General features: G+C 34.2%; 18 protein-coding genes and 1 tRNA gene. 6 read left to right on the forward strand and 13 right to left on the reverse strand.

Annotation, left to right across the window (positions count from 1 at the left end; all coding sequences use genetic code 11):
• Positions 1 to 13: 13 nt before the first annotated feature.
• Positions 14 to 1,645: a thermosome subunit alpha gene (gene thsA / locus CFE53_RS01575; protein WP_148120159.1), complete on the forward strand. Its 1,632-nt coding sequence runs from the start codon at positions 14 to 16 to the stop codon at positions 1,643 to 1,645.
• Between the two features lie 206 nt (positions 1,646 to 1,851).
• Here the strand turns inward: thsA and CFE53_RS01580 are convergent.
• Positions 1,852 to 1,928, reverse strand: a tRNA-Val gene (locus CFE53_RS01580).
• Positions 1,929 to 2,006: 78 nt separating this feature from the next.
• Between CFE53_RS01580 and CFE53_RS01585 the strand changes: the two genes are divergently transcribed.
• A complete protein-coding gene (locus CFE53_RS01585) occupies positions 2,007 to 3,068 on the forward strand; it encodes a nucleotidyltransferase family protein (protein ID WP_148120160.1) in 1,062 nt (353 codons plus the stop codon).
• 145 nt (positions 3,069 to 3,213) lie between these two features.
• Positions 3,214 to 3,882, forward strand: a complete 669-nt coding sequence (locus CFE53_RS01590) for an RNA ligase partner protein (RefSeq protein ID WP_148120162.1) — start codon at positions 3,214 to 3,216, stop codon at positions 3,880 to 3,882.
• 89 nt (positions 3,883 to 3,971) lie between these two features.
• Here the strand turns inward: CFE53_RS01590 and truD are convergent, their stop codons facing one another.
• Positions 3,972 to 5,165, reverse strand: coding sequence for a tRNA pseudouridine(13) synthase TruD (truD, locus tag CFE53_RS01595; RefSeq protein WP_148121117.1), 1,194 nt, complete (start codon positions 5,163 to 5,165; stop codon positions 3,972 to 3,974).
• 574 nt (positions 5,166 to 5,739) lie between these two features.
• On the opposite strand from truD, the gene CFE53_RS01600 reads away from it, so the two are divergent.
• Together CFE53_RS01600 and rgy are read left to right on the forward strand one after the other, a co-directional pair.
• A complete protein-coding gene (locus CFE53_RS01600) occupies positions 5,740 to 6,633 on the forward strand; it encodes a 7-cyano-7-deazaguanine synthase (RefSeq protein WP_148120163.1) in 894 nt (297 codons plus the stop codon).
• A 12-nt stretch (positions 6,634 to 6,645) separates the two neighbouring features.
• Entirely contained in the window at positions 6,646 to 9,984 is a 3,339-nt protein-coding gene (rgy, locus tag CFE53_RS01605) for a reverse gyrase (protein ID WP_148120165.1), read from the forward strand.
• Positions 9,985 to 10,579: 595 nt separating this feature from the next.
• Here rgy and CFE53_RS01610 read toward each other — a convergent pair.
• From CFE53_RS01610 to CFE53_RS01625, 4 genes are all read right to left on the reverse strand, one after another.
• Entirely contained in the window at positions 10,580 to 10,771 is a 192-nt protein-coding gene (locus CFE53_RS01610; RefSeq protein WP_148120166.1) for a hypothetical protein, read from the reverse strand.
• Position 10,772: 1 nt separating this feature from the next.
• Positions 10,773 to 11,060, reverse strand: a complete 288-nt coding sequence (locus tag CFE53_RS01615; RefSeq protein ID WP_253254757.1) for a med21 domain-containing protein — start codon at positions 11,058 to 11,060, stop codon at positions 10,773 to 10,775.
• A gap of 96 nt (positions 11,061 to 11,156) precedes the next feature.
• A complete protein-coding gene (gene cfbE, locus CFE53_RS01620; RefSeq protein WP_253254758.1) occupies positions 11,157 to 12,398 on the reverse strand; it encodes a coenzyme F430 synthase in 1,242 nt (413 codons plus the stop codon).
• Between the two features lie 179 nt (positions 12,399 to 12,577).
• Entirely contained in the window at positions 12,578 to 12,859 is a 282-nt protein-coding gene (locus CFE53_RS01625; RefSeq protein ID WP_148120168.1) for a hypothetical protein, read from the reverse strand.
• A gap of 530 nt (positions 12,860 to 13,389) precedes the next feature.
• Between CFE53_RS01625 and CFE53_RS01630 the strand changes: the two genes are divergently transcribed.
• Positions 13,390 to 14,718 (forward strand): UDP-glucose/GDP-mannose dehydrogenase family protein, encoded by a 1,329-nt coding sequence (locus tag CFE53_RS01630; protein ID WP_148120169.1) that lies wholly within the window; start codon positions 13,390 to 13,392, stop codon positions 14,716 to 14,718.
• 749 nt (positions 14,719 to 15,467) lie between these two features.
• Here CFE53_RS01630 and CFE53_RS01635 read toward each other — a convergent pair.
• The 7 genes from CFE53_RS01635 to CFE53_RS01665 all read right to left on the reverse strand — a co-directional run bounded on the left by CFE53_RS01635 (position 15,468) and on the right by CFE53_RS01665 (position 22,437).
• Positions 15,468 to 15,917: a hypothetical protein gene (locus tag CFE53_RS01635; protein WP_253254759.1), complete on the reverse strand. Its 450-nt coding sequence runs from the start codon at positions 15,915 to 15,917 to the stop codon at positions 15,468 to 15,470.
• Between the two features lie 391 nt (positions 15,918 to 16,308).
• Positions 16,309 to 17,460: an ABC transporter ATP-binding protein gene (locus CFE53_RS01640; protein ID WP_253254760.1), complete on the reverse strand. Its 1,152-nt coding sequence runs from the start codon at positions 17,458 to 17,460 to the stop codon at positions 16,309 to 16,311.
• A 17-nt stretch (positions 17,461 to 17,477) separates the two neighbouring features.
• Positions 17,478 to 18,266, reverse strand: a complete 789-nt coding sequence (locus CFE53_RS01645) for an ABC transporter permease (RefSeq protein WP_253254761.1) — start codon at positions 18,264 to 18,266, stop codon at positions 17,478 to 17,480.
• Positions 18,267 to 18,286: 20 nt separating this feature from the next.
• A complete protein-coding gene (modA, locus tag CFE53_RS01650; RefSeq protein ID WP_148120170.1) occupies positions 18,287 to 19,105 on the reverse strand; it encodes a molybdate ABC transporter substrate-binding protein in 819 nt (272 codons plus the stop codon).
• Between the two features lie 130 nt (positions 19,106 to 19,235).
• Positions 19,236 to 20,570 carry a nitrogenase component 1 gene (locus CFE53_RS01655; RefSeq protein WP_148120171.1) on the reverse strand — a complete coding sequence of 445 codons (1,335 nt, stop codon included), beginning with the start codon at positions 20,568 to 20,570 and terminating at the stop codon, positions 19,236 to 19,238.
• Between the two features lie 70 nt (positions 20,571 to 20,640).
• Positions 20,641 to 21,981 carry a nitrogenase component 1 gene (locus CFE53_RS01660; RefSeq protein WP_148120172.1) on the reverse strand — a complete coding sequence of 447 codons (1,341 nt, stop codon included), beginning with the start codon at positions 21,979 to 21,981 and terminating at the stop codon, positions 20,641 to 20,643.
• A 132-nt stretch (positions 21,982 to 22,113) separates the two neighbouring features.
• Complete coding sequence (locus CFE53_RS01665) at positions 22,114 to 22,437, reverse strand: hypothetical protein (protein WP_148120173.1); 324 nt, start codon at positions 22,435 to 22,437, stop codon at positions 22,114 to 22,116.
• Between the last annotated feature and the right edge of the window lie 9 nt (positions 22,438 to 22,446).

Raw genomic sequence — 22,446 nt, forward strand, 5'->3', positions numbered from 1 at the left:
AGGAGGTGGGAGGGTGGCAGCAACCCAACCAATAGTAATACTACCTGAGAATGTAAAAAGATTTGTAGGAAGAGAAGCACAGAGAATGAACATATTAGCAGGGAGAGTTATAGCAGAAACTGTAAGAACTACCTTAGGTCCAAAGGGAATGGACAAAATGTTAGTTGATGATTTAGGAGACATAGTTGTTACAAACGATGGTGTAACAATATTGAAAGAGATGAGTGTAGAGCACCCTGCTGCAAAGATGTTAATTGAAGTTGCTAAGACCCAGGAGAAGGAAGTTGGAGACGGTACAACAACAGCAGTTGTTATAGCAGGTGAGTTGTTAAGAAAGGCTGAGGAGTTGTTAGATCAGAACGTACACCCAACAATAATCATAAAAGGATACCAATTAGCACTTGAGAAGGCTCAGGAGATATTGAAGGAAATAGCAATAGATGTTAACCCAGAAGATAAGGACATGTTGAAGAAAATAGCAATGACCTCCCTAACTGGAAAAGGTGCTGAGAAGGCTAGAGAGAAGTTAGGAGAGATAGTAGTTGAGGCTGTTACAACCGTTGTAGATGAAAACGGTAAGGTAGATAAGGATCTAATAAAGATCGAGAAGAAGGAAGGTGCTTCAGTAGACGAGACAGAGTTAATTAAGGGTGTAGTAATAGACAAGGAGAGAGTAAACCCACAGATGCCTAAGAAAGTTGAAAATGCTAAGATAGCACTACTCAACTGTCCAATAGAGGTAAAAGAAACTGAGACAGATGCTAAGATAAACATAACAGATCCTGCAAAGATGATCGAGTTCATAGAGCAAGAAGAGAAGATGATAAAGGACATGGTAGACCAGATAAAGGCATCTGGTGCAAACGTAGTATTCTGTCAGAAGGGTATAGACGACCTTGCTCAGCACTACTTGGCTAAGGCTGGAATACTCGCTGTAAGAAGAGTCAAGAAGTCTGACATGGAGAAACTTGCTAAGGCTACAGGTGCAAACATAATAACAAACATAAAGGACCTTACAGCAGAGGACCTTGGAGAGGCTGGAGTTGTATCTGAGGAGAAGATTGCTGGAGACGCAATGATATTCGTAAGAGAGTGTAAGGATCCAAAGGCTGTAACAATCTTGGTAAGAGGTACAACAGAGCACATTGTAGATGAGGTAGCAAGGGCAATTGAGGATGCAATTGGAGTAGTTGCCTGTACAATAGAGGACGGTAAGATAGTTGCTGGTGGTGGGGCAACAGAGGTAGAGTTGGCAATGAGATTGAGAGACTACGCCGATACAGTAAGTGGTAGAGAGCAGTTGGCAGTAAGAGGATTTGCTGACGCACTAGAGGTAATACCAAGAACACTGGCTGAAAACGCTGGTCTAGACGCAATAGAGATGATGGTAAACCTCAGAGCTAAACATGCAAATGAGGGTAATGCAGCATATGGGTTGAACGTCTTCACAGGAGAAATAGAGAACATGGTAGAGAATGGAGTTGTTGAACCATTAAGAGTCAAAACACAGGCTATCCAGTCAGCAGCAGAGGCTGCTGAGATGTTGTTGAGAATAGACGATATAATAGCTGCTGAGAAATTAGACAGTAAGGACAAGAAAGGAGGCTCTGAGGACTTTGGAGGAGATGACTTGGGAGGTATGTAAAACCTCCCAACAATATTTTTTACTTATGTTTATATTCGTATATTTAAATATATTAATGCATTATGTGAAATAAATAGAGTGGAGATTAATGGAAATATTAAGAAATGGAATTGGTTATAAAGATAAATTATAAATAATAAAAACTAGTTTTTATTAATATACATTAGTATCTTTAAATAAATGAATATAAACCTCCATAAAAAAAATGGTGGGCCCAGCCGGATTCGAACCGGCGACCCTCGCCTTGTAAGGGCGATGTCATAGCCAGCTAGACCATGGGCCCGAATATAACAATTACAATTTTACTATATAAATATTACGGTTTAATGTATATACATGCACTACTGTGTTAAGGGAAACCATGAAAGATAAGGTACTTAAAAATTTTTTAAAAGATAGGGAAGAGATAATAAAATACTCTTCAAAGAGAGATGAAAGGAGTATAGAGAAATTTAAAAAAATGTTAATGGAATTAAAGGAAGAAAAGAAGGTGAATATTGTAGCAGACTACACAGAGTACAATCCTCTCCATTTGGGGCATAAGTACTGCCTAAGTAGAGGTAAAGAGAAGGGGCTCTTTATAAGTGTACTTCCTGGACCTCTTGAGAGGAGTGGTAGAGGGGTGCCCTATCTAGTAGATAGATACATAAGGGCGGAAATGGCTATAAGGGCAGGGGCAGATATTGTTATCGAAGGACCTCCTATGGGTATTATGGGCTCTGGGCAGTATATGGAGTGTATCGTCAAAATGTTCCACACTATAGGGGTGGATATCATACCTAGAGGGTATATAAGAGACAGTAATATGGAGAAAATAATAGATCTCATAAATAGAGGATATCACATCAGTGTAAAACCCTATAGAGTATCCTGTATCGAAACTGGAGAGTACATCTGTGAGAAACTTGAGATAGACAACTATGTAATAGCATCTTTATCATATACAATCTATAAACTTAACAAGAAGTATAACTTGAACTTCAATCCAAAGTTCTTATTTGTAGAGAGATTAGAGGGTATAAATGGTAGCAAAATCAGGGAGTGTGTATATAAAGGTAGATTCGAGGAGATAAGGGGAATGATTCCTGAAACTACCTTGGAGGTTCTAGAGGAATATTCGAAGGGAGATATAGAAAGTATTATCCTAAAGAGATTTGAGGATAGAATATTGGAAACTGTCAACGAATACTCCCTTGAAAAGTATATTCCAAAGAATATAGGTGAAGTGTTGGAGAAAAATAGGCCCTATAAAAGTATTGAAGAGATTAAAGAAACTATACCTCAAGGTTTTTCTAAACATTTTAAGGAAAGGATTATATCAAGACTGGAGTGTAGAATAGAGAAGGATATTATCTCCGAATATATTAAAAACTATCCTCCTAAGATAAAGATCTTATCTATAAATGAAGATATATTATCCTAACTCTACCATATATTTTTTAACTCTCTAATAAATTATTATTTTAAAAATAACAATAACTTTAAATTTCTATTAAATAATCCTAATTATAAAAATTATTATAAAAATATCAAAAAAGTAAAGATTAATTTTTTAGGAGGGGAATACTTTGCAAAAACAGAGGTTCTGTTTAGATACTACTGCTATCACTGACAGTGAAGTTAGGAAATCTCTAAATGCCTCTACAATAACAGAATCTGCCGAAAAGATATTAGATCTTATTGCAAAATCTAGAATATATTTGGATATATCCTGCCACATACCTTATCCAAGTGTGTATAATGAGTTGATAGGTTTCTTAAAGAGGGAGGGGTGTCCAGAGGAGATTATAATAAAGGTGGATACCTGGTTGGTGAAGAAAACTCCAAATAGATACGAGATAAAACTACCTGCAGAGATACTCTACGAGTATATAAGGGATCTGAGAGAGAGGATAAATAAGGGGATGAGACTAAGCGAAAGTGCCATGTATGAAACTGCAGAGGAAATGTACAATCTTACAACAAAGGGGGAGGGAGAAAAGAGAGAATTAATAAACTCTGTACTCTCAAAGACCGTTAATACCTTTAGAAATAAGTACAGAAATGCCCTTAGAACTGGAACCCTTGACAGTGCTCCTGATTTAGATGTATTGCTCCTTGCAAAGGAGTTAGATGCTGCAGTTGTAGCCAGTGATGAAGGTATTGAGAAGTGGGCCCAACGCCTAGGTTTAAGGTTTGTTAAGGCAAAGGATTTCCCATTCATTTTAAAGGAGTACTTATCAGTTTGTAAAAAATAAGAGGGGTGTAAAGTAGAATCATTTTTAAATATTAACGTGAAATAATTTCTATTTTCCCATAGTTTCAGAAATTATTATAAAATTCCATCTTAAATGGATGTTATTCTCTTTACTATCATAGTAGCATAACAGCCCTTCTTCAGTTGAAACTCCACGGTGATCTTATATCTACCTTTATTTAATTCATCCTCTAAAAATTCTCCGTATCTTATCTCCTCAGGGATGGAGAGTATCCTTCTTTCAGTATAGGAGGGTTTTGAGAGATCTAGAAGTCTGTTGAAGTCCTCTATTCTTAATCCCTCTTTCTTTAAAATATCCTCTATGATCTTCCAGTACTCCTCCTTAACATCCTTTGTGTCTAGATCATGGGTTATAGTGGGAAAGGTTTCATCTTTCAAAGTATTAAGAACGTCCTCTTCTATATCTTTATAGAATAAAAAGGTTCCACAGTTATAATCCATGTATGTTCTATCCTCTTTAGGAATATATTTCTTTAAAAGACTCTTTACAGATTCATTCCAGAGATAACTCTGATAAGCAGAGACGAACAACTTCTTCAACCTAATATCTACGTACTTAAAGGCTTCCTTGAATCTCTCTTCCTCTCCTCCACCTTCAAGATACCTAATTATGTTGTGAAACATTCGATCCCTTATTCCTCTATCCTCCATATACCTGATAATAGACCTCCAATCCCCCCAATGACTCCTTATGTATCTTTTTAGATCTTTTATCAACTTGTTTTCACTCTTTTTATACCTCGTTAGTATTATCTTAAGAGCCTCTTCGTAGTTCCCCATCATATACTCCTTGGCTATGAATTCCCCGCTTCTATATACACTTCCAAATCTCTGAGTGTCATAATAGTTAGGTACTCCCAAATGTAGTTTTTTCAGATTCTCCCCTATATCGGGAAGGTATTCTTTTTTGAGATATCTGATGGTAATCTTAAATTTATTTCCTGCCAACTGTCCTAACTTTAGAGAATTTCCTACTTTCCTTAGATATTTCAACTCCAGATTCTTCTCCCTTAGAGATAACACTCCATATTTTGCAGGGATGGTAATATGTTGGATTGTAATAGCGTGTCTATCCTTTAAACCACAGTAACCTATCTCCTTTAGAGGAATCTTGAATTTTTTGGATATATAGGACAACGTCCTTAAATTTTCCATATTTATCTTTTTTAATAAATAGAGATTAAAGGCATCTCCCTCATCAAGGGCATTCTCGTCTAGTATCTCCTCCACAATAAAATCCTCTGGAAGTTGTCTGATTTTCACCTTCATATTTTCTACCAGAAAGTTTTATATTTTTTTAGAATTATTCTATTTTACAGAATACAGTCTGAATACTTACACAGATAGTTTCCAATTGACAGAAGTTCGATCTTGTGTTTGGAGTAGGTCCAAGGTACTTTTAAAGAAGAAAGGTTTAGAGATTCATCATATATTTCTTTCAGTACTTAGAACAGGCTCGAGTAAGTAAAAATGTTAACAATCGTTGAATTTAATTTCCATATTCTTGATTTTCTATTTATTATGAAAAATCTTTTTTGATGGAAACTAAAACATTAGGGTTTTGATATAAAAATATTTTTTGTCTAAGATAATAATTAATAGGGAGGCAAATAAACATACAAAGGTTCAAAAGATATATGATAACTATAAATAAAATTAAAAGAAAAAAAAAATCTTCTAAGTGTATAGCCCTTAAATAGGATTCCCTTAATAGATAAGTATTATTTTGTAATAAATTAATAATATAATTCCTATCGCTTTTGATAAAATGAAATTTTTTATAGTGATTATTATTTTTATTTTAAATTTTTTATAAAATATTTTTCAATGTGGGAAAATGGGAAATATACTATTTTCAGAGTGGACGAGAAGTTACAGAAAGTTAAATGATCTAAATCAATTGAAGGAGGATATTATAAATAACTTCCAGGAGTGGGGAGTGATAGATAAAAAGATAGTGTGTATGCTAAGTGGAGGTAAGGACAGTGCTACAGCCTTGGCGTTAGCCAAAGATCTAGGGCTCAATATATCCCTTGCTATCCATTTCACCCATAGATGGAGTTGGCAACTCTCCAAGGAGGAGGCTAAGAGAATAGCAGATAGGTTTGATGTACCTATAATGTTCTACGATATTACCAAAGATCTGAAGAAGAGGACAAAGGGGGCAAAGGGGAGGAGTATATGCAGGATATGTAAGAATATAATGAAGAGTAGAACTATAAAGATAGCAAAGGAGGAAGGGGCTGAGGTGATAATGACGGGGGATACCTCTGTGGAGAAGATATCAGGCCCTATTATGCAGTATCTAAAGGAGAAATACGGGGAGGTAAGATTTGAAAAGATGGAGTTAACTCCAGTACCTAAGAAGTACAACTTTCTATTCTTCAGGCCACTTATAAGATGTGGATATGAAGATATACTGAAACTTGTAGAGTACTATAATATAGACGTTAGGAGGGTGTACGAGGCTGGAGATAGATGGGGTTTCTGGCGGGAGGGGTGTCCATTGCAGTACTGTGATAACGAGGCACTGATAACAGAGGAACTTTTAGATAAATTATATATATACAATGAGAGGATTACAAAGGTAGCCAGGGAGGACGGTAGATTTAGGGCATCTATAAGACTTCCCTCTAAGGAAATTATAGTTGTACCTGTTAAGGACGATGTAGATGATAGGGAGAAGGAGGAGTTTATAAAGAAACTGGGAGAGATCTTAGAAAAGTTGTGATGGTGTTAGATCATGATACCTATTATATACAAGGAGATGTGTCCCAACTGTTTTGGTGAGATCTACAGTAGTAGGTTGGAGTTAGGAGTGTGTGAGAGGTGTTTAGAGGAGGAGGGAGAGTATTCTAAGTTGGATCTCTGTAGAAAGTTGAGAAATAATAAGAATTTAGATAAATTAAAGGATTACTGTAGAATTTGGAATGAATTTAAGGAGTTTGAAAAGTTTTGTAAAAATTTAGGCTATGAACTCCTCAGTATTCAGAAGATGTGGGCTAAGAGGGTTTTGAAGAATAAGAGTTTCTCCATAGTTGCCCCAACTGGGGTAGGTAAGAGTTTCTTTGGAGTGTTGATGAGTCTCTATCTGGCAAGTAAGGGGAAGAGATGCTATATAATCCTACCTACAACTCTCTTAGTTAAACAGACGTACGAGAGGGCAGTGTCCCTTATGGGAGATAGAGTTGGTGTAGTGTGTTATCACTCAGAGTTAAGTGAGAGGGAGAAAAGGGAGGTTAAGGAGAGGATAGAGGGGGGGGACTTTCAGGTGTTGATTACAACATCTAACTATCTAACTAGGAACATGCCCAGTACAACCTTTGACTTTATATTTGTAGATGACGTAGATGCACTTTTAAAATCCTCCAAGAACATAGATAGGACTTTACTACTTCTAGGCTTTAATAAAGAGTTGATAGATGAGGCTTACAGGATAATACTACTGATGAAGAGGAAGAACTTCGATAAGGGGTTGGAACTTAGGGAGAACTTAAAGAAGAAGATAGAGAACATTAAACATGGCTGTATAGTTATAGCATCTGCAACTGGGAAGAGTTATGGAGATAGGGTGAAGTTGTACAGGGAGTTGTTGGACTTTGAAGTTGGATACGGTATAAACAAGTTGAGGGATGTTGTTGATATCTACGACGAGATAGATAGGGATAAGGTTTTGGAGTACGTTAAAACGTTAGGCTCTGGTGGTTTGATATTCATATCCCAGGATTACAGTTTAGAGATAGCAGAGGAAATTGAGAATCTTTTAAAGGAGAACAACATAAAGGCTAAGGTTATCCATTCGAAGGATAAGGAGGGCTTTGAGGACTTTAAAGAGGGCAAGTTAGATGTACTTATAGGGATGGCATCCTACTACGGGGTTCTAGTTAGGGGACTCGATATACCAGAGAGGGTAAGGTACGCCATATTCTACGGTATTCCAAAGATGAAGTTTAAACTTAGGGAGTACTTGGAGAAGGTAAGGGAGAGTAAAAAGATAGAGGTAGATATAGAGGGGAGATCCCTAGAGGAGATCGAAGAGATCTTAGAAAAAGATTTAAAGTTAAAGAACTTCTCCCTAAGGGTTGAAGGGGATGAGATATACCTCCTTATACCAGATATAAAAACCTACATACAGGCCTCAGGTAGAACCTCCAGGATGACAGAGTTCGGTTTAACAAAGGGTGCCTCTATACTACTTGTAGATGACTGGAAGTTATTTGAAAGTGTTAAAAAGTATATGTTGTTCAACTACGAGAGTGAATTTAAAGATGTTAAGGAGGTTAATTTTGAGGAGTTAATAAGGAAAATCGATGAGGATAGGGAGAAAATTAAGGTGGGTAAGAGGAGAGGTAAGGTACCTGATATAATGAAGTCCATCCTTATGGTTGTAGAGAGTCCAAACAAGGCGAGGACGATAGCAAGTTTCTTTGGAAGGCCCTCGAGGAGAAAGATCAACGGCGTAAATATCTACGAGGTTTGTATGGGGGACATAAACCTAATAATAACTGCCAGTGGTGGCCATATCTTCGATTTAGTTACAAAGGAGGGGTACTACGGTGTAAAGATAGAGGATAATATCTATATCCCTATCTATATGGCAATAAGGAAGATAAATGGGGAGCAGATAACTGATCAGAAAGATATAGAGGAAATAATAAGGGGGTTAATGGAGAAGGGGGAGAAGATCAACGTAATAAACTGTAAGGAGAATATAGAGACGATAAGGGAGATCGCAGATGAGGTAGATGGGGTGTTTATAGCGACAGATATAGATACAGAGGGGGAGAAGATAGGCTACGATATAGCCCTGAATATACTACCATTTAACAAAAACATCTACAGGATAGGGTTCAACGAGATAACCAGGAGGGCAATTTTAAGATCTGTAGATGCCTACAGGAGAGGTGAGGAGTTAAAGTTAGATGAGAACAAGGTTAGGAGTCAGTTAGTTAGGAGGATAGAGGATAGATGGATAGGGTTTAAACTCAGTCAGAAGTTGTGGGATGTTTTCAACAAGAATTACCTCTCTGCAGGTAGGGTGCAGACGCCAGTTTTAGGTTGGATAATAGAGAGGTACGAGGAACATAAGAAGAAGGTACCTTATCTCTCCCTAAGGTTGGAGTACGATATATACGTTGGAAAGGTATGGGAGGGGGAATTTAGGGGAGATGAGGTAGAGGTTGAGGTAGATCTCTATAAAAAAGATATCCCTCCACTACCACCATTTACCACAGATACCCTGTTGGAGGAGGCCACAAAGAAATTTTATCTAAGTACAGAGGAGGTTATGAGAATAGCCCAGGATCTCTTCGAACTTGGATTAACCACCTACCACAGAACCTCCTCCACAAGGGTATCCTTAGATGGTATGAGGGTTGCAAGGGAGTACTTGAAGTTGTCCAACTTGGAGGATTACCTTAAGAACAGGGAGTTTTACATGGAGGGGCCACATGAGTGTATAAGGCCTACGAAACCGATGGATACTGGAGAACTTATAGAGTTTATAAAGGAGAACAACATAACCCTAAGTAAGAACCATATAAAGGTGTACGACTTAATATTTAGAAGGTTTATTGCGTCCCAGATGAAGGAAACTACAGTACTCTACCAGGAGTTGTATATAAAAGATATAGATGAGAAGATAGAGGGTTATGTAGATGTGGAGTTTGACGGTTGGAGTAGGATATACAACCTGAAGTTAAGGAAACTTCCAAAGATAGAGAAGGATAAGTTAAAGGTTTTAGAGTACAGTATAAGGAAGGTAAATAAGGTGCCACTTTACGATGAGGGGGAGGTTGTAAAACTTATGAAGGAGAGAGGTATAGGAAGGCCCTCCACCTACGCCCAGATAATAAAGAAGTTGTTAGATAGAGGGTATGTAATAAAGAGTAAGAATAAAGGTAAGTTGATACCTACGAAGTTGGGAATAGAGGTTTATAACTATCTCATTACTCACTATCCACAACTTATATCTGAGGAGAAAACTAGGGAACTTGAGGAAGTTATGGATAAGATAGAGAGGGGGGAGATGGATTATATAGAGGTACTACATTCTTTAAAGTCTGTATGTGATAGGATATAAAGTATTTTACTCCAACTAAAAAATTATTATTTCATCAAAGTATTAACACGTACAACTCTTATTAGTAAAAAAGAATAAAATATTTTTAAGAAAAAGATTAATGGGATTTATCCAATCTCCTTTTAATGTTCAAAAAATATTTTTAGTGGATAAACTGTTATATCCAATTCATTTTTTTGAATAAACTCTTAAATAATTATTAGGATTTTTATTTTTTTATGATCATTCTTATAGTATATTTTGACATAAAACTCTAAGATCTAATTCTCACTAAAATCTTGATAAAAAATATAATTATAAAAATTTATAAAAAATAAAAATTATTAAATTACCTAAAAAAGAATTCTGTAAATAGAAGTTATCACTTTACTCCTCCAGTATACACAATGGTTCAAGAGATAATAACTGATTTTTTACTTTATAAAAAATATTAGATAAAAATAAAAATAATATTTATTATTTTTATCACGAATATCTAAAATACTAAAAAAAATACTTACTGTTAATACCTTCCTGAAAGAGAGTAATCCTAATCAATTAGAGAGTTTTGCTTTTATATAAATATCTCTAATGACATTCTTCCTTAAAGAAAAATTTATCCCCTCTCTATAAAACCACATCCACATCTCCTTCCTCTTCCAGGACCTAATCCTCTACCTCCTCCGTCTATCCTGTGAATATAGTTAGAAGGAGCGCCACAGTGTGGGCAGGTTTCAGGTTTTGGAGTACCATAGGGTACCTCAATTATACTTTGACAGTTGCTACATAGAAATTTTTTCATTTCCATTTTATCCCAAGTATTCTTTCTTCTTTTTGATATTTCTTAATTTTTCCTCTAATATTTTTAACTCTTCTTTTAAATATTTAATTCTTTCCTCTAGGTATTTCTCTATGTCTTCTTCTGATACATCTCTAGAGAATAGATCCCAGGCGTGAATTAATCTTCCCATTTCATCTATATAGAATGCATGAGGACCAGATCCACATCTACAGGGACCTACATATCTAAATCTACTAAATGCTCCTGGAGTTAAGACATGTCTGCATATTCCTCTGAAAAATCTTCTTCCAAACATTATTATCACCATATTTCTTTTTTCTAATAATACACATATGTGTAATAATATATATATTTTTCGGTTTACATTTATTAAAATTGATTATTTAATATCCTAAAGGGATATAGATTTTCTGTATATAATCAACATATTGTCTGATGGGCTCCTCCGATAGATATCCTCTAAATTCTCCAAATACTCCCCATTTATATATTCTCTTAACTCCCTTCCCAGAGGACCTACAAGTATAAACTTAAAATAATTTCTATAATTACTTAGTATATTTCCTAATTTTTTAGTATCTATCTCCTCACAGGTGCATCCAAAATCTCCACCTATTACAACAACCCCTTCATTGAAGATACTTTTAAAATCTCTTATTGCATAATCTATAGATCTTACATCAAGCCCCGGATTTATGTTTTCAATAACGATGGGATTGTGGGATCTTATATTCATTCTACTCCTGATTTTGAAAGAGTAAATCCTATCAAGGATATCTTCCATGTCTAAAAAGTTTTTACAGATCTCAATGGCAAAGAGGGAGTTCTCTACGTAGTGAACCCCAAATACATCTCTGTTAAATTCTACAATTTTATCTTTATATCTGTATTTCAGAGGGTACTTGGAGAGTATCTTCGCATCTTTCTTATCTATCTCAACTACATTGCCTTCTATTCTCCTTCCTACCTTACTGAAGTACTCCTCAACAACCTCTCTGTTTATATATACCCTCTCACCTAATTTCATACTGGACATTTTTGCAAAAAGGGCATCCCTTAAACCTCTCCCTATAGGATAGTTTTCCAGGACGTTTATAAGAGCCCCGTATCTACAGGATGTTATACCCAAAGATACCTCAAATATAAAGAGATCGTAGTTATCCAAGATATCATTCTCATACAATTTATCTATACTCTTCAACACTGACACTGGTGTAATAGAGCCTCTATTACTGTTGTTTATAAAAATTTCATATTCTTTACTTAGTATGTGGGAGATAAGTTCCGTTGTAGTAGTTTTTCCCTTAACTCCCGTTATCTCTATAAATTTCCTATGTATGTTACCATACTTTTCCCTTATAATCTTTGAGATGGCATGATGAAAAGATGTAAATCTACAGTTTATAGGGCAGTGTATGGGGGCTATTACCTCTTCATACTTGGAGATATCTGGTTTCTCCCTGTGCGGTATTATTTTTAAATATTTAATTATATCGTTATATTTTTTTAGTATATCTCTATCTTTCTCTAACTTTCCGTAGATGTCCCAGATATGAATGTCTCTATATCCTAAGTTGTAGTACTCCTTTGCAACATCCAGTGCACCGTGGTTTATATCTATAAGAAGTATCATAGTAGAATACTATGGAACTTACAATATATATTATTACTGAATAACTATTTTTTAATAATTTTTAGATTATGTATTTTATCTCATTAACACCAGCCCAACCCCTTCAATAAATTTCATCTTCCAACCCTTTTTCTCTGCAACATTGTAGAAAGCCGTCTTAACAAGATTCTTCGAAAAGTTTAAGAATTTTCTTTGTCCTTAGATATTATTTTCTTTTTAATATCCTCTATAATTAGTATTTCAAAAACGTCATATTTACTTATATTTTCATATATCCCAATTTCCTTATCATTAAATCTTTCTACAGCTTTGAAGTCTTTATTGTTAAGTATAAAACTTAAAGCAAGGACTAAAAGGGACACTTCAAATTGGGAATGGATATGTATATCAAGATCTGACAAAAAATTTCCACAACTACCATCTAGATAACTCTCGTAGTTTTCTATTATCTCATTCCACATATACTCTCTTTTCAAAAGGAAAATAGTCTATTTCCTTTCCAAGTTTCAAAACTTTCTTTGAAGGTTTCAAACAGTTTTTCTACACATTCTATTTTTTTATTAAACATTTAAACCATTATCATTTAATTTTCTATTTCTTCTCTAACTGTTTTAGATATACATTATTAAATATAAAACCATATAAGAATTTTTTCTCATATAATGAAATATAATAAGAAAATGTTGGAAGAGGGTTTCATGTTAATCATGAATATAAAGTTAGAATAGATAACTTATAATAAGGAAGTTAAATCATGAATTGTTGTAGTTAAGATAATTATACTATATAACAAATTAGTACTCAAAAAAATGCTTAAAGTATCAATTTCTGGATATTAAAAAAGGGAGAAGATTTCTTAACAGAACTAGTTTATAAACTAATTAAAATTGTCAATTTTTTCTCGATCTTATAAAATATTTTTAACTATTAAGTTGGAAAGGCTATAAAAAAATAAAAAATTATAATTTAAAAAACTAAAAATGGTGATAGTGTGAAAGTATCTGTAGTAGGAACTGGCTATGTGGGGTTGATTCAAAGTGTAGGGTTGGCTGAATTTGGTTATAAGGTTGTTGGTATAGATATAGACGAAAGAAAGGTAAAACTTCTAAATAGGGGTATATCTCCCCTCTATGAAGAAGGATTGGATGAATTACTAAAGAGACATGTTGGAAAAAATCTAAAATTTACTACATCTTACGAGGAAATAAAAAATTCGGATATTATATTCCTATGTGTCGGAACTCCTCAAGATAAAGATGGAAATGCAGATTTAAGGTTTATCTACTCTGCAGTGGAATCTATAAAGAGACACCTCGATGATAGATACAGGATAATTGTTGTAAAATCTACAGTTCCAGTAGGTACAAATAGAAAAATTAAGGAAATGTTAAAAAATTACAATGTTGATATAGTTTCAAATCCAGAGTTTTTAAGGGAAGGAATTGCCCTTAGGGATTTCTTCAATCCTGATAGGATAGTCTTAGGATTTGAGGACGTGAGTAACTCCCGTCCCGTAGATATTATGAAGGAGGTATATAGGTACTTCTTAGACAAAGGAGTACCCTTTATTATCACAGATTGGGAGAGTGCAGAGTTAATAAAGTACGCTGCCAACGCCTTCCTTGCAACAAAGATATCCTTTATAAACGAGATTGCTAAGTTGACAGATGCAGTTGGTGGAGATATTAAAACTGTTAGTAGGGCGTTGGGGTTAGATGAGAGGATAGGAAATAAATTCCTAAATGCAGGTATTGGGTATGGGGGTAGTTGTTTCCCAAAGGATGTAAAGGCACTTATAAGACAGTTTGAAAGTAGGGATATTGAGTCCAAGTTAATAAAGGCTACAGATGAGGTGAATGAGGAACAAATATACTGGTTTTTAAACAAGATAAAGAGGTATTATGGAGATCTAAATGGGAAAACCTTTGGAATATTGGGATTGGCTTTTAAACCTAACACCGACGATTTACGGGAGAGTAGAGGTATAAAACTGATAGATCTACTACTGAGGGAGGGAAGCATAGTTAAATGTTATGACTACGTAGAGAAAGCTAGGGAAAACACCATAGAGAGGTACAGGTTGAATACCTCAGGGGCTTACTATGGATATAATCTTTATGTTTTGGACGACCTCTATGAAACTGTGAAAGATGTGGATGGGATTATAATAACTACAGAGTATCCTCAACTTAGGGAGGAGGATTGGAGTAAGATAGGTGATTTAGTAAGGGAAAAGGTTGTGTTTGATGGTAGGAATATCTTAGATAAGGAGAGGATAAAGGAGTTAGGGTTTAAGTACTTTGGAGTTGGAAGGAATTAATTACAATCCTCTTAACAAAATTAAAACAATTTATAAAAATAATTATTAAAATAATTAAAATAAATATAAAAAAATTAAAAACATAAAAATAAAATAAAGAAGAACTAAAATCAAATTAAAAAATCTAAGATATTAAAACACTTAAAAAAGAATTGCATAAAAGTAGAAATCATGTCATAATTTTCCTTAGTTTTCCCAAGTACTGAAGAATGAGTAATTCTCCCTAAGGATCGTATATGAAAATTACTCTATTTTTATTATTTTATAGTTATCTAGGATATTGTATATTGACTATATTAAATAATTACAACCCTAGTTCCCATCAAGATTGTAATTAGAAGAATAATAAAAATAATGATTATCATAATAAAATAAAAAAATAATAAAAGTTTCTAAGAGGAATAATAAAATTAATAAAATTCTGATAGATGTAAAAAATAAAATAACTCTTTCTTCCCTATATCTAGACACTGGATAAACAGGCAGAATTACTTTTTAATTTTTTTAGTTTTATCCTTATTTCGTATTTTATTATTATTTTTTATAATAAGTAATCCCAATATTTAAAGGATTCTCTCCTGTACTTCCAGTGCTTAGGAGTGTAGGAGGAAGAGAATAATGACCGTAGAGTTTCTATTCTTTAAGTATTTTATTTTTCCCTTTTATCTTAAAACTTAAATTAATTTATTATTTTTTTAGATTATTTTAATTTTATTTTTTTATGTTCTTGATTATATTTTCCCATACATTTAATCTTTTAATCCTTTACATCCATTATCAAAATTGCAATCTCCACAGGCAACACATGTTAATCTGCCCTTTACCCCTACTCCCACAGTATTCAGTCCAGTGATTATTTTTTTATTTTTAAAATTATCTGCAATACATTTCAAACCTGCTCCACATCCAAGAACAAGTATTGAATCAAAAGAGTTATCATCAATATCCTCTGCCAATTTTTTAACTGCACTGTAATTACATAATCCCTCTTCTATAGTATTAGGTAATTTGTTATTTTTTAATATTTTAAACCCATTTTTAATTAATATATCCTTCATCTCCTCAGTTTCTTTGGGGCCACCTGTTTTACTAATCCTTGCACATATTCCACAACCAATAACCATTAGAGTTTCAGTGTTTTTTTCTATCAATTTCCTTTTAATTTCCTCAATGTCTTTTTTAACTGTTATTGTAGGCATATTAGCCCTCATTTATGATATTTATATTCTTTATTCTATTATTTTATTATTATTTATTTACCCTAGTTCCCATCAAAAGAATAGTTTAAAAGATTAATAAAGATAATAATTATAAAAATAATAAAAATAATAAAGAAAAGATTTTAAAATAAAAACTTCTATCATCTCAGATATAAAATTTTAAAAATAATATTGAAGGAGAATGATCCTCTGTATACCTTCCAATATAATGGATATCAGAGTAAGGTTTTCTATCTTAACTAAGTGATTAGAAAGATCCTAGAATGCTTAATAGTTTTTATATTGATTGTTTTCATTGTTCTTTTAATTACTACTGATGGGAACTAAGGTTATTTATTTTTTAAAATTTTTTTATTTTTTATTTAATTATTTATTTTTTAAATCCTCTACACTTACAGGATCTTTTTTTATCTAAATCACATTTTTTACCACAGAGGGGATGAGGAGCATCCTTAGAGAATAGCACTACTACTTCATCCCCTATCTCATAATCCAATAAATTCCTTGTGGTAATGGAGTATAGATCCAAAGGACCGATATCTACAGTAACCTTTAATAAAGAGCCGTTGGGAATTATATCAATAACCTTCCCCCTTAGTATATTATAATCCTTTGGATATTTTTTAACTATCTCCCTTCTGTTTTTAATATTCTCCAATATAACATCCTCAGGATGGATACATAATGATATTTCCCTTACCCTTTCAAATATGGGATATTTTTTAACCTTTATATTGAATTTTGAATTATTGTTATTTATTTCTACTATTGCATCGTCTTTTTCTAATTTTAATATAGTACCCTTTAAGATATTTTTTACTCCAACAAATTTTGCAACAAACTCATTTTTTGGATGGTAAAATATCTCCTCTGGCTTTCCAACCTGTTGTAGGATTCCCTTATTCATTACTGCAACACTATCCCCTAACAACATGGCCTCTGTTAAATCATGGGTTACATATAGGCCTGTAATCCCCAACTTCTTTAAAATCTCCCTTAACTCCTCCCTTAATCTCTCCCTTAAAACAGGATCCAAGGCACTCAATGGTTCATCCATCAATAAAACACTTGGATCTATTACTAGAGCCCTTGCCAAGGCAACCCTCTGTTTCTGCCCTCCACTTATTTGGGATATTTTTTTATCCTTTATATGTTGGATTTCAAGTATCTCCATTATTTCATTTACCCTACTTTTAATTTCAGATTCCTGTAATTTTCTTATTTTCAATCCAAAGGCTATATTCTCATATACGTTTTTATGGGGGAATAGGGCATACTCCTGAAAAACAAACCCTACGTTCCTCTCCTGTGGGGGGTAGTTATCCATTAACTCGTCGTTTATTATTACACTTCCCCTATCCTGCTTTATCAATCCTGCAATGATCTTTAAAAGGGTAGTCTTTCCACAACCACTCGGTCCCAACAGTACCATTATCTCCCTATCCCTTACACTTAAATTTATTCCATTTAAAACCATCTGCCCATTAAATTCCTTTGATATGTTATCCAATACAATCATCATTTTACCCCCCAAAATACTTAGTTCTTTTTTAATTTTCCATAGCCTATTCTTTTAAATAGTGCCAAGATTCCAAAGGATATCAATATTAGAATCAGGGAGAGAATATTTGCAACCTCTCTATTTCCACTCTGGGCACTGTTAAATATGGCTATAGGCAAGGTACTCAAAAGACCGCTAACCATCATAGTGGCTCCAAATTCCCCCATTGCCCTGGCATAGGTAAGTATTACTCCAGATATGATTCCAGGTTTTGATAGGGGCAGGATTATCTCTTTAAATATCTCATACTCCCCTGCTCCAAGGGTCTTTGAGGCGTCAATTAGTGAGGGAGGTATATCCTCAAAGGAGGTTTTAACACTTCTTACCATAAAGGGAAGTGCCACAAAGGTTTGGGCAAGGATGATTGCAAAGGTACTGAACATTATGGTTATCCCTAAGAGGTGTAATGGATATCCAATTATCCCATACCTTCCAAAGGTTATTAGAAGTAAGTATCCTGCAACGGTGGGGGGTATTACCAAGGGAAGGTTGATCATAATATCCAATACCTCTTTAAATGGAAACTCCTTATAGGTTAATAGATAGGCCAAGGGAATCCCGATAAAAAATGAGATTATGGTTGATATAAGGGATGTAATTACACTTAAAATCAAAGGGCCCAGTATATCCCGGTAATCGATAGAGACATTTAGATTTAACCCTATATTGTATAGTAATGCCAAGAGGGGCATAACTATCAGTAGTGTAAATGCTCCAATACTTAGCCCCATTAAACCCTTCATTAGTAATGTACCTATGTTATTCATAATCCACCCAATTATTATAATTACTTAGAGATAACTACCACCAATTCACTCTTTGCAAATATTTTGTAATCCTCAACAAATCCATCCCTTTTAAGAATCTCCATATACCTTACACTTGGAGTAGCAAAGACATCTGCTCCATTTTCACCCCCCACTGCTCCCCCCTTTATTCTCTGGGTTAATGTACCAGAACTTGCAAATAGGAAATTTACCCTACATCCAGTTTTCCTTTCAAATTCTTTTCCCATCTCTTTGAGCATATTTGCCATTCCTGCACCTCCATAAACAACTATACTTCCATCGAGATGTTTTGGAGTGTAGGGCTTTGGATCCCTAACAGTGCCAATGTATCCGTATTTTTTTAATATCTCCTGTCCCTCCTTTGAAATAATAAATTTTATAAATTCCTCTCCTTCTTTTTTATTATCACTATCCCTCAGTACTGCAATGGAGTATTCAGGAAAAACGTTTATTTCCTTTGGGATTTCAATGATCTTTACTTTATCTCCCTCCATAATTGCATCAGGTTTATAGATAAATCCTGCATCCACTTCCCTTGTAATCACCTTATCTAAGACTGCCCTAACAGTAACATCCTTTGATACTATGTTATTCTCTATCTTTTCTGCAAGTTCTGGATTGGATTCTCTTAAATTATCTATAACTTCCATGGCATATCTTCCAGCGGGAACATGCTCTGGATTCCCTATGGCTATGGTTACCCCTTCCCTGCCTAAATCCTCAAACTTTGTTATTATTATGTTTCTACTGGTGGTACATCCAGAGAGTACTGTAGTAATAAGCAACATGGAAATGGATATTATCAATATTCTTTTCATACTGTCCCTCTACCTATTAGGAATGTAATATCCTGTATTGGTTAAATAATAAGGAAGTTAATTTCCGGTATGGTGTTATAAAAATATAATTAATAACATAATAATAATTTTAATAATAAATTTTATAAAATTAATAATAATTTTTAAAAATACTTAAACCCTCATAATCCTCTGACGATTCTATTAAAAGGTTTATAATATCCTCAGCAATTCTCAATGCCCCATTGTATCCTAACATTGGTTTTCTATGGTAGCCATGCCTATCAACAACAGGGAATCCAACCCTTAATAAAGGTATTCTCTCTTCATTTGCTATATACCTCCCCCTATAATCTCCAATGATAATATCAACAGGTCTCTTCTTTATGTAATTATGAAGTTGATATAGGTCGCCACCTTCAAATATAGTTATTTTTCCATTGTTTTCCATCGATATCTTTTTTATTTCAGAGATGAAGTGTGGGGTTTCAGTGTTGGATAAAACTGCAACAACCTCCATCCCCATTTCAAAGGCAAAATTTGTTAATCCAATAACCTTATCAGGATCTCCGAATATAGCCACCCTCTTATTCCTTAATACATCATTTCCATCCACTATGGCATCTATTGCATAGCCCCTATCCTCCCATAGGGACTCTGGAATTTCCTGGCCCGATATATTAGATAGTGTTTTTATAAAGTTATTGGTGTTTTCAATTCCTATTGGGAACTTTAAATTGTAGGATGGCACTCCAAGAGTTTCAAGATACTTTGCTCCATCAATACCCTCCATTCCAAAGGATAAGGTAGATTTTGAATTGGGAGATTCCTCTATATCTCTAACTGTTGCCTCACACTTTGGAAATCTCTCCTTAGGAAGTCTCAATGGCCTATCCAAAGTGGTTATATCTGTAAGTAATCTATAACCTATATTCATTTTTCTTAGTATGTTCTTTATCTCTTTAACATCCCCTGGATTGACAAATCCAGGTATTATGTTTATTTTATCTGACTTTAAGGAATTCCCTTCTAATTTTTTATTCTTCTCTTTATTCTTTTCAGTGATGGTTTTTATTATCTCTTTTAAGGTATTGTTGTATCCATCAATATGGGTACCCCTGTAGGAGAGAGTACTAACACCTACTAAGTAGGTTCCATTGTTATCTTTATGAATATTCTCAGAAATTCTTTTTAACTCCCTTTGAATATCCTCTCCAATTATTTCACTTAATCCTGTGGTCATTGTTACAATTAAATCAGGATCTCTATTCTCCAGTATATTTTTAATACTGGACTCTATAATATCACTTGCTCCATATATTGCGGAGATCTCATAAAAACCTGTAGTGGCAATTTCAACAGGTTCCTTAAAATGCTTTGCCAAGGTATTCTTTACATAATTGGCACATCCCTGGGAGCCATGAACAAGGGGAAATGCCCTGTATATTCCAAGTACTGCCATGACCCCTCCCATTAACTGATTCATCTTTGGAGGGTTTATAGTTAATGACCTTTCCTCCCTATTAATGACCTCTATTGGAATATTCCCACCTTAATTAATTTATAAGTTTCCAGATCTTTGAATTAATTGCTCCATGAACTTCATCTGCAAAATTTATAAAGCCATCAAACCCAACATAACTCTTTTTGCCTCCCCTCCCATATACAAAGGGCACCCCAAGTTTATGTACTAAATACCTTATGTGATTATCTGATATGACCACATCTGCATCACTTTCAACTATGGCCCTTTCCAGTTCGTAACTGTTGGGATTGTCCAGTACAACAGTTCCCTTTGGGATCTTTTTAAGTATTTCCTTGTAATTTTTCTCATTCCCAAAGTATGTGGCTACCCCTGCTATATCCATATTGAGATCATTTTTAAGGGGATCGATATAGTTAAGTACCCTCTGAGCACCATGGGATATAAATACCCTTTTGCCCTTGAGGTTTTCCCTATAGAATTCCAATTTTTCCTTTATTCTCTCCAAGTTTTCTATTATGAAGTTTTCAACTTTATCCTTATCTATGTTAAGGGCCTTACCTATGTTTCTCAGGGTCATCGAGCAATTTTCAATACCAAAGAAATTCCCCTTAATATAGGGAATTCCATATTCCTTGTACATCATTTTGGCCAAATACATTGAACTTTTAGTACAATGTACAATGTTGATCTTTGCCCTATCCATTACCCTTATTTTGTCAATAGTTGCATTATCTGTAAATGAGCATAAAACTCTAATACCTATCTTGGATAGCATATCCTCTATAATCTTAGCCTCCTTTACACTGGAAAATCCTCCTATAACATTTACATCATAGGGAGTACTGTGGAATTCCTCCTTTTTACTACCTATTATTTTAAAAAGTTGTCTATTTGCTATCTTGTGTCCCTCATTTTGAGTAGCCCCTTTAAAACCTGCACAGTCAAAGTATATAACAGGTATTCCAATTTCCTCACTGGCTTTCTTTGTTATTCCCTGTAAATCATTACCTATTAGCCCTGGAATACAGGTTTCATATACAAAAATTGCATCGGGATTGAACTCCTCTGAGGCCTTTAATATGGCTTTGTATAATTTCTCTTCACTATCGAATATAATATCCCTTTCTTGAATATCCGTTGTAAATCCGTATCCATAGGATTGGGATCGGTAATCCCAGGAGTAATAGGCACAACCTATGGGAGAATGTACTAAATGTATAACATTTTTTATCTGGTTACATATTACCACCCTACATCCATGAAAGGTACATAGTCTCTCAGTGGAATTTCCAGGTTGGGTGTATTTGCAGTAGGATGAAGTATCAATCTCATGTTGTTCCCTGGCCTTTGAAGTATCCCTATTTTCAACGAGTATATTTTTATTGCAATTTTCTTCTGTGTTATATAGCATATTAATCCCATAAAAATTTTTTAAATTATAATAATTAAAAGTTAATTTTTCTTATAATGTAGAATCCTGTATAATAGAATAGATAAATTATTATAATATTATTATAATAATAATTTTAAGCCCTAATTTTTATTAAACCCAATTAATACCCTTAGATTTACAGATATTCCTTATTTCCTCCACAATTTCCTCTGCAACTCCATATTTTTTAATATCCTCTAAACTATTTACAAACTCTGGTCTTCCATAACCCCCAGTGCCGTACTTCTCAATAAGATATTTTGCCACGATTATGGGAATTCCTTCCAGGTTAGTTACCTGTACCAATACATCCCCTTCAACGGGCCTCTCTTCTTTCCCTATCTGAAATGTGACATATGTAAATTCATCACCGTCATTTACACATTTTCCTTTTTTATCATAGAACTTCACTAATCTAATTTTCATATCTGACATGATATCATC

Origin of the sequence: Methanofervidicoccus sp. A16 (assembly GCF_003351865.1) — an archaeon.
Classification (GTDB): Archaea; AGJL01; Methanococci; order Methanococcales; family Methanococcaceae; genus Methanofervidicoccus.

What these genes read in the sequence shown, in the direction of transcription:
- CFE53_RS01600 (WP_148120163.1), top strand. Translation starts at nt 5,740, where the DNA reads ATGGGAAATATACTATTTTCAGAGTGGACGAGAAGTTACAGAAAGTTA.
- rgy (WP_148120165.1), top strand. Translation starts at nt 6,646, where the DNA reads ATGATACCTATTATATACAAGGAGATGTGTCCCAACTGTTTTGGTGAG.
- CFE53_RS01660 (WP_148120172.1), bottom strand. Translation starts at nt 21,981, where the DNA reads ATGCTATATAACACAGAAGAAAATTGCAATAAAAATATACTCGTTGAA.
- CFE53_RS01635 (WP_253254759.1), bottom strand. Translation starts at nt 15,917, where the DNA reads ATGCCTACAATAACAGTTAAAAAAGACATTGAGGAAATTAAAAGGAAA.
- CFE53_RS01610 (WP_148120166.1), bottom strand. Translation starts at nt 10,771, where the DNA reads ATGGAAATGAAAAAATTTCTATGTAGCAACTGTCAAAGTATAATTGAG.
- CFE53_RS01655 (WP_148120171.1), bottom strand. Translation starts at nt 20,570, where the DNA reads ATGAATCAGTTAATGGGAGGGGTCATGGCAGTACTTGGAATATACAGG.
- cfbE (WP_253254758.1), bottom strand. Translation starts at nt 12,398, where the DNA reads ATGATACTTCTTATAGATATAAACCACGGTGCACTGGATGTTGCAAAG.
- CFE53_RS01665 (WP_148120173.1), bottom strand. Translation starts at nt 22,437, where the DNA reads ATGTCAGATATGAAAATTAGATTAGTGAAGTTCTATGATAAAAAAGGA.
- modA (WP_148120170.1), bottom strand. Translation starts at nt 19,105, where the DNA reads ATGAAAAGAATATTGATAATATCCATTTCCATGTTGCTTATTACTACA.
- CFE53_RS01640 (WP_253254760.1), bottom strand. Translation starts at nt 17,460, where the DNA reads ATGATGATTGTATTGGATAACATATCAAAGGAATTTAATGGGCAGATG.
- CFE53_RS01645 (WP_253254761.1), bottom strand. Translation starts at nt 18,266, where the DNA reads ATGAATAACATAGGTACATTACTAATGAAGGGTTTAATGGGGCTAAGT.
- CFE53_RS01585 (WP_148120160.1), top strand. Translation starts at nt 2,007, where the DNA reads ATGAAAGATAAGGTACTTAAAAATTTTTTAAAAGATAGGGAAGAGATA.
- CFE53_RS01625 (WP_148120168.1), bottom strand. Translation starts at nt 12,859, where the DNA reads ATGTGGAATGAGATAATAGAAAACTACGAGAGTTATCTAGATGGTAGT.
- CFE53_RS01615 (WP_253254757.1), bottom strand. Translation starts at nt 11,060, where the DNA reads ATGTTTGGAAGAAGATTTTTCAGAGGAATATGCAGACATGTCTTAACT.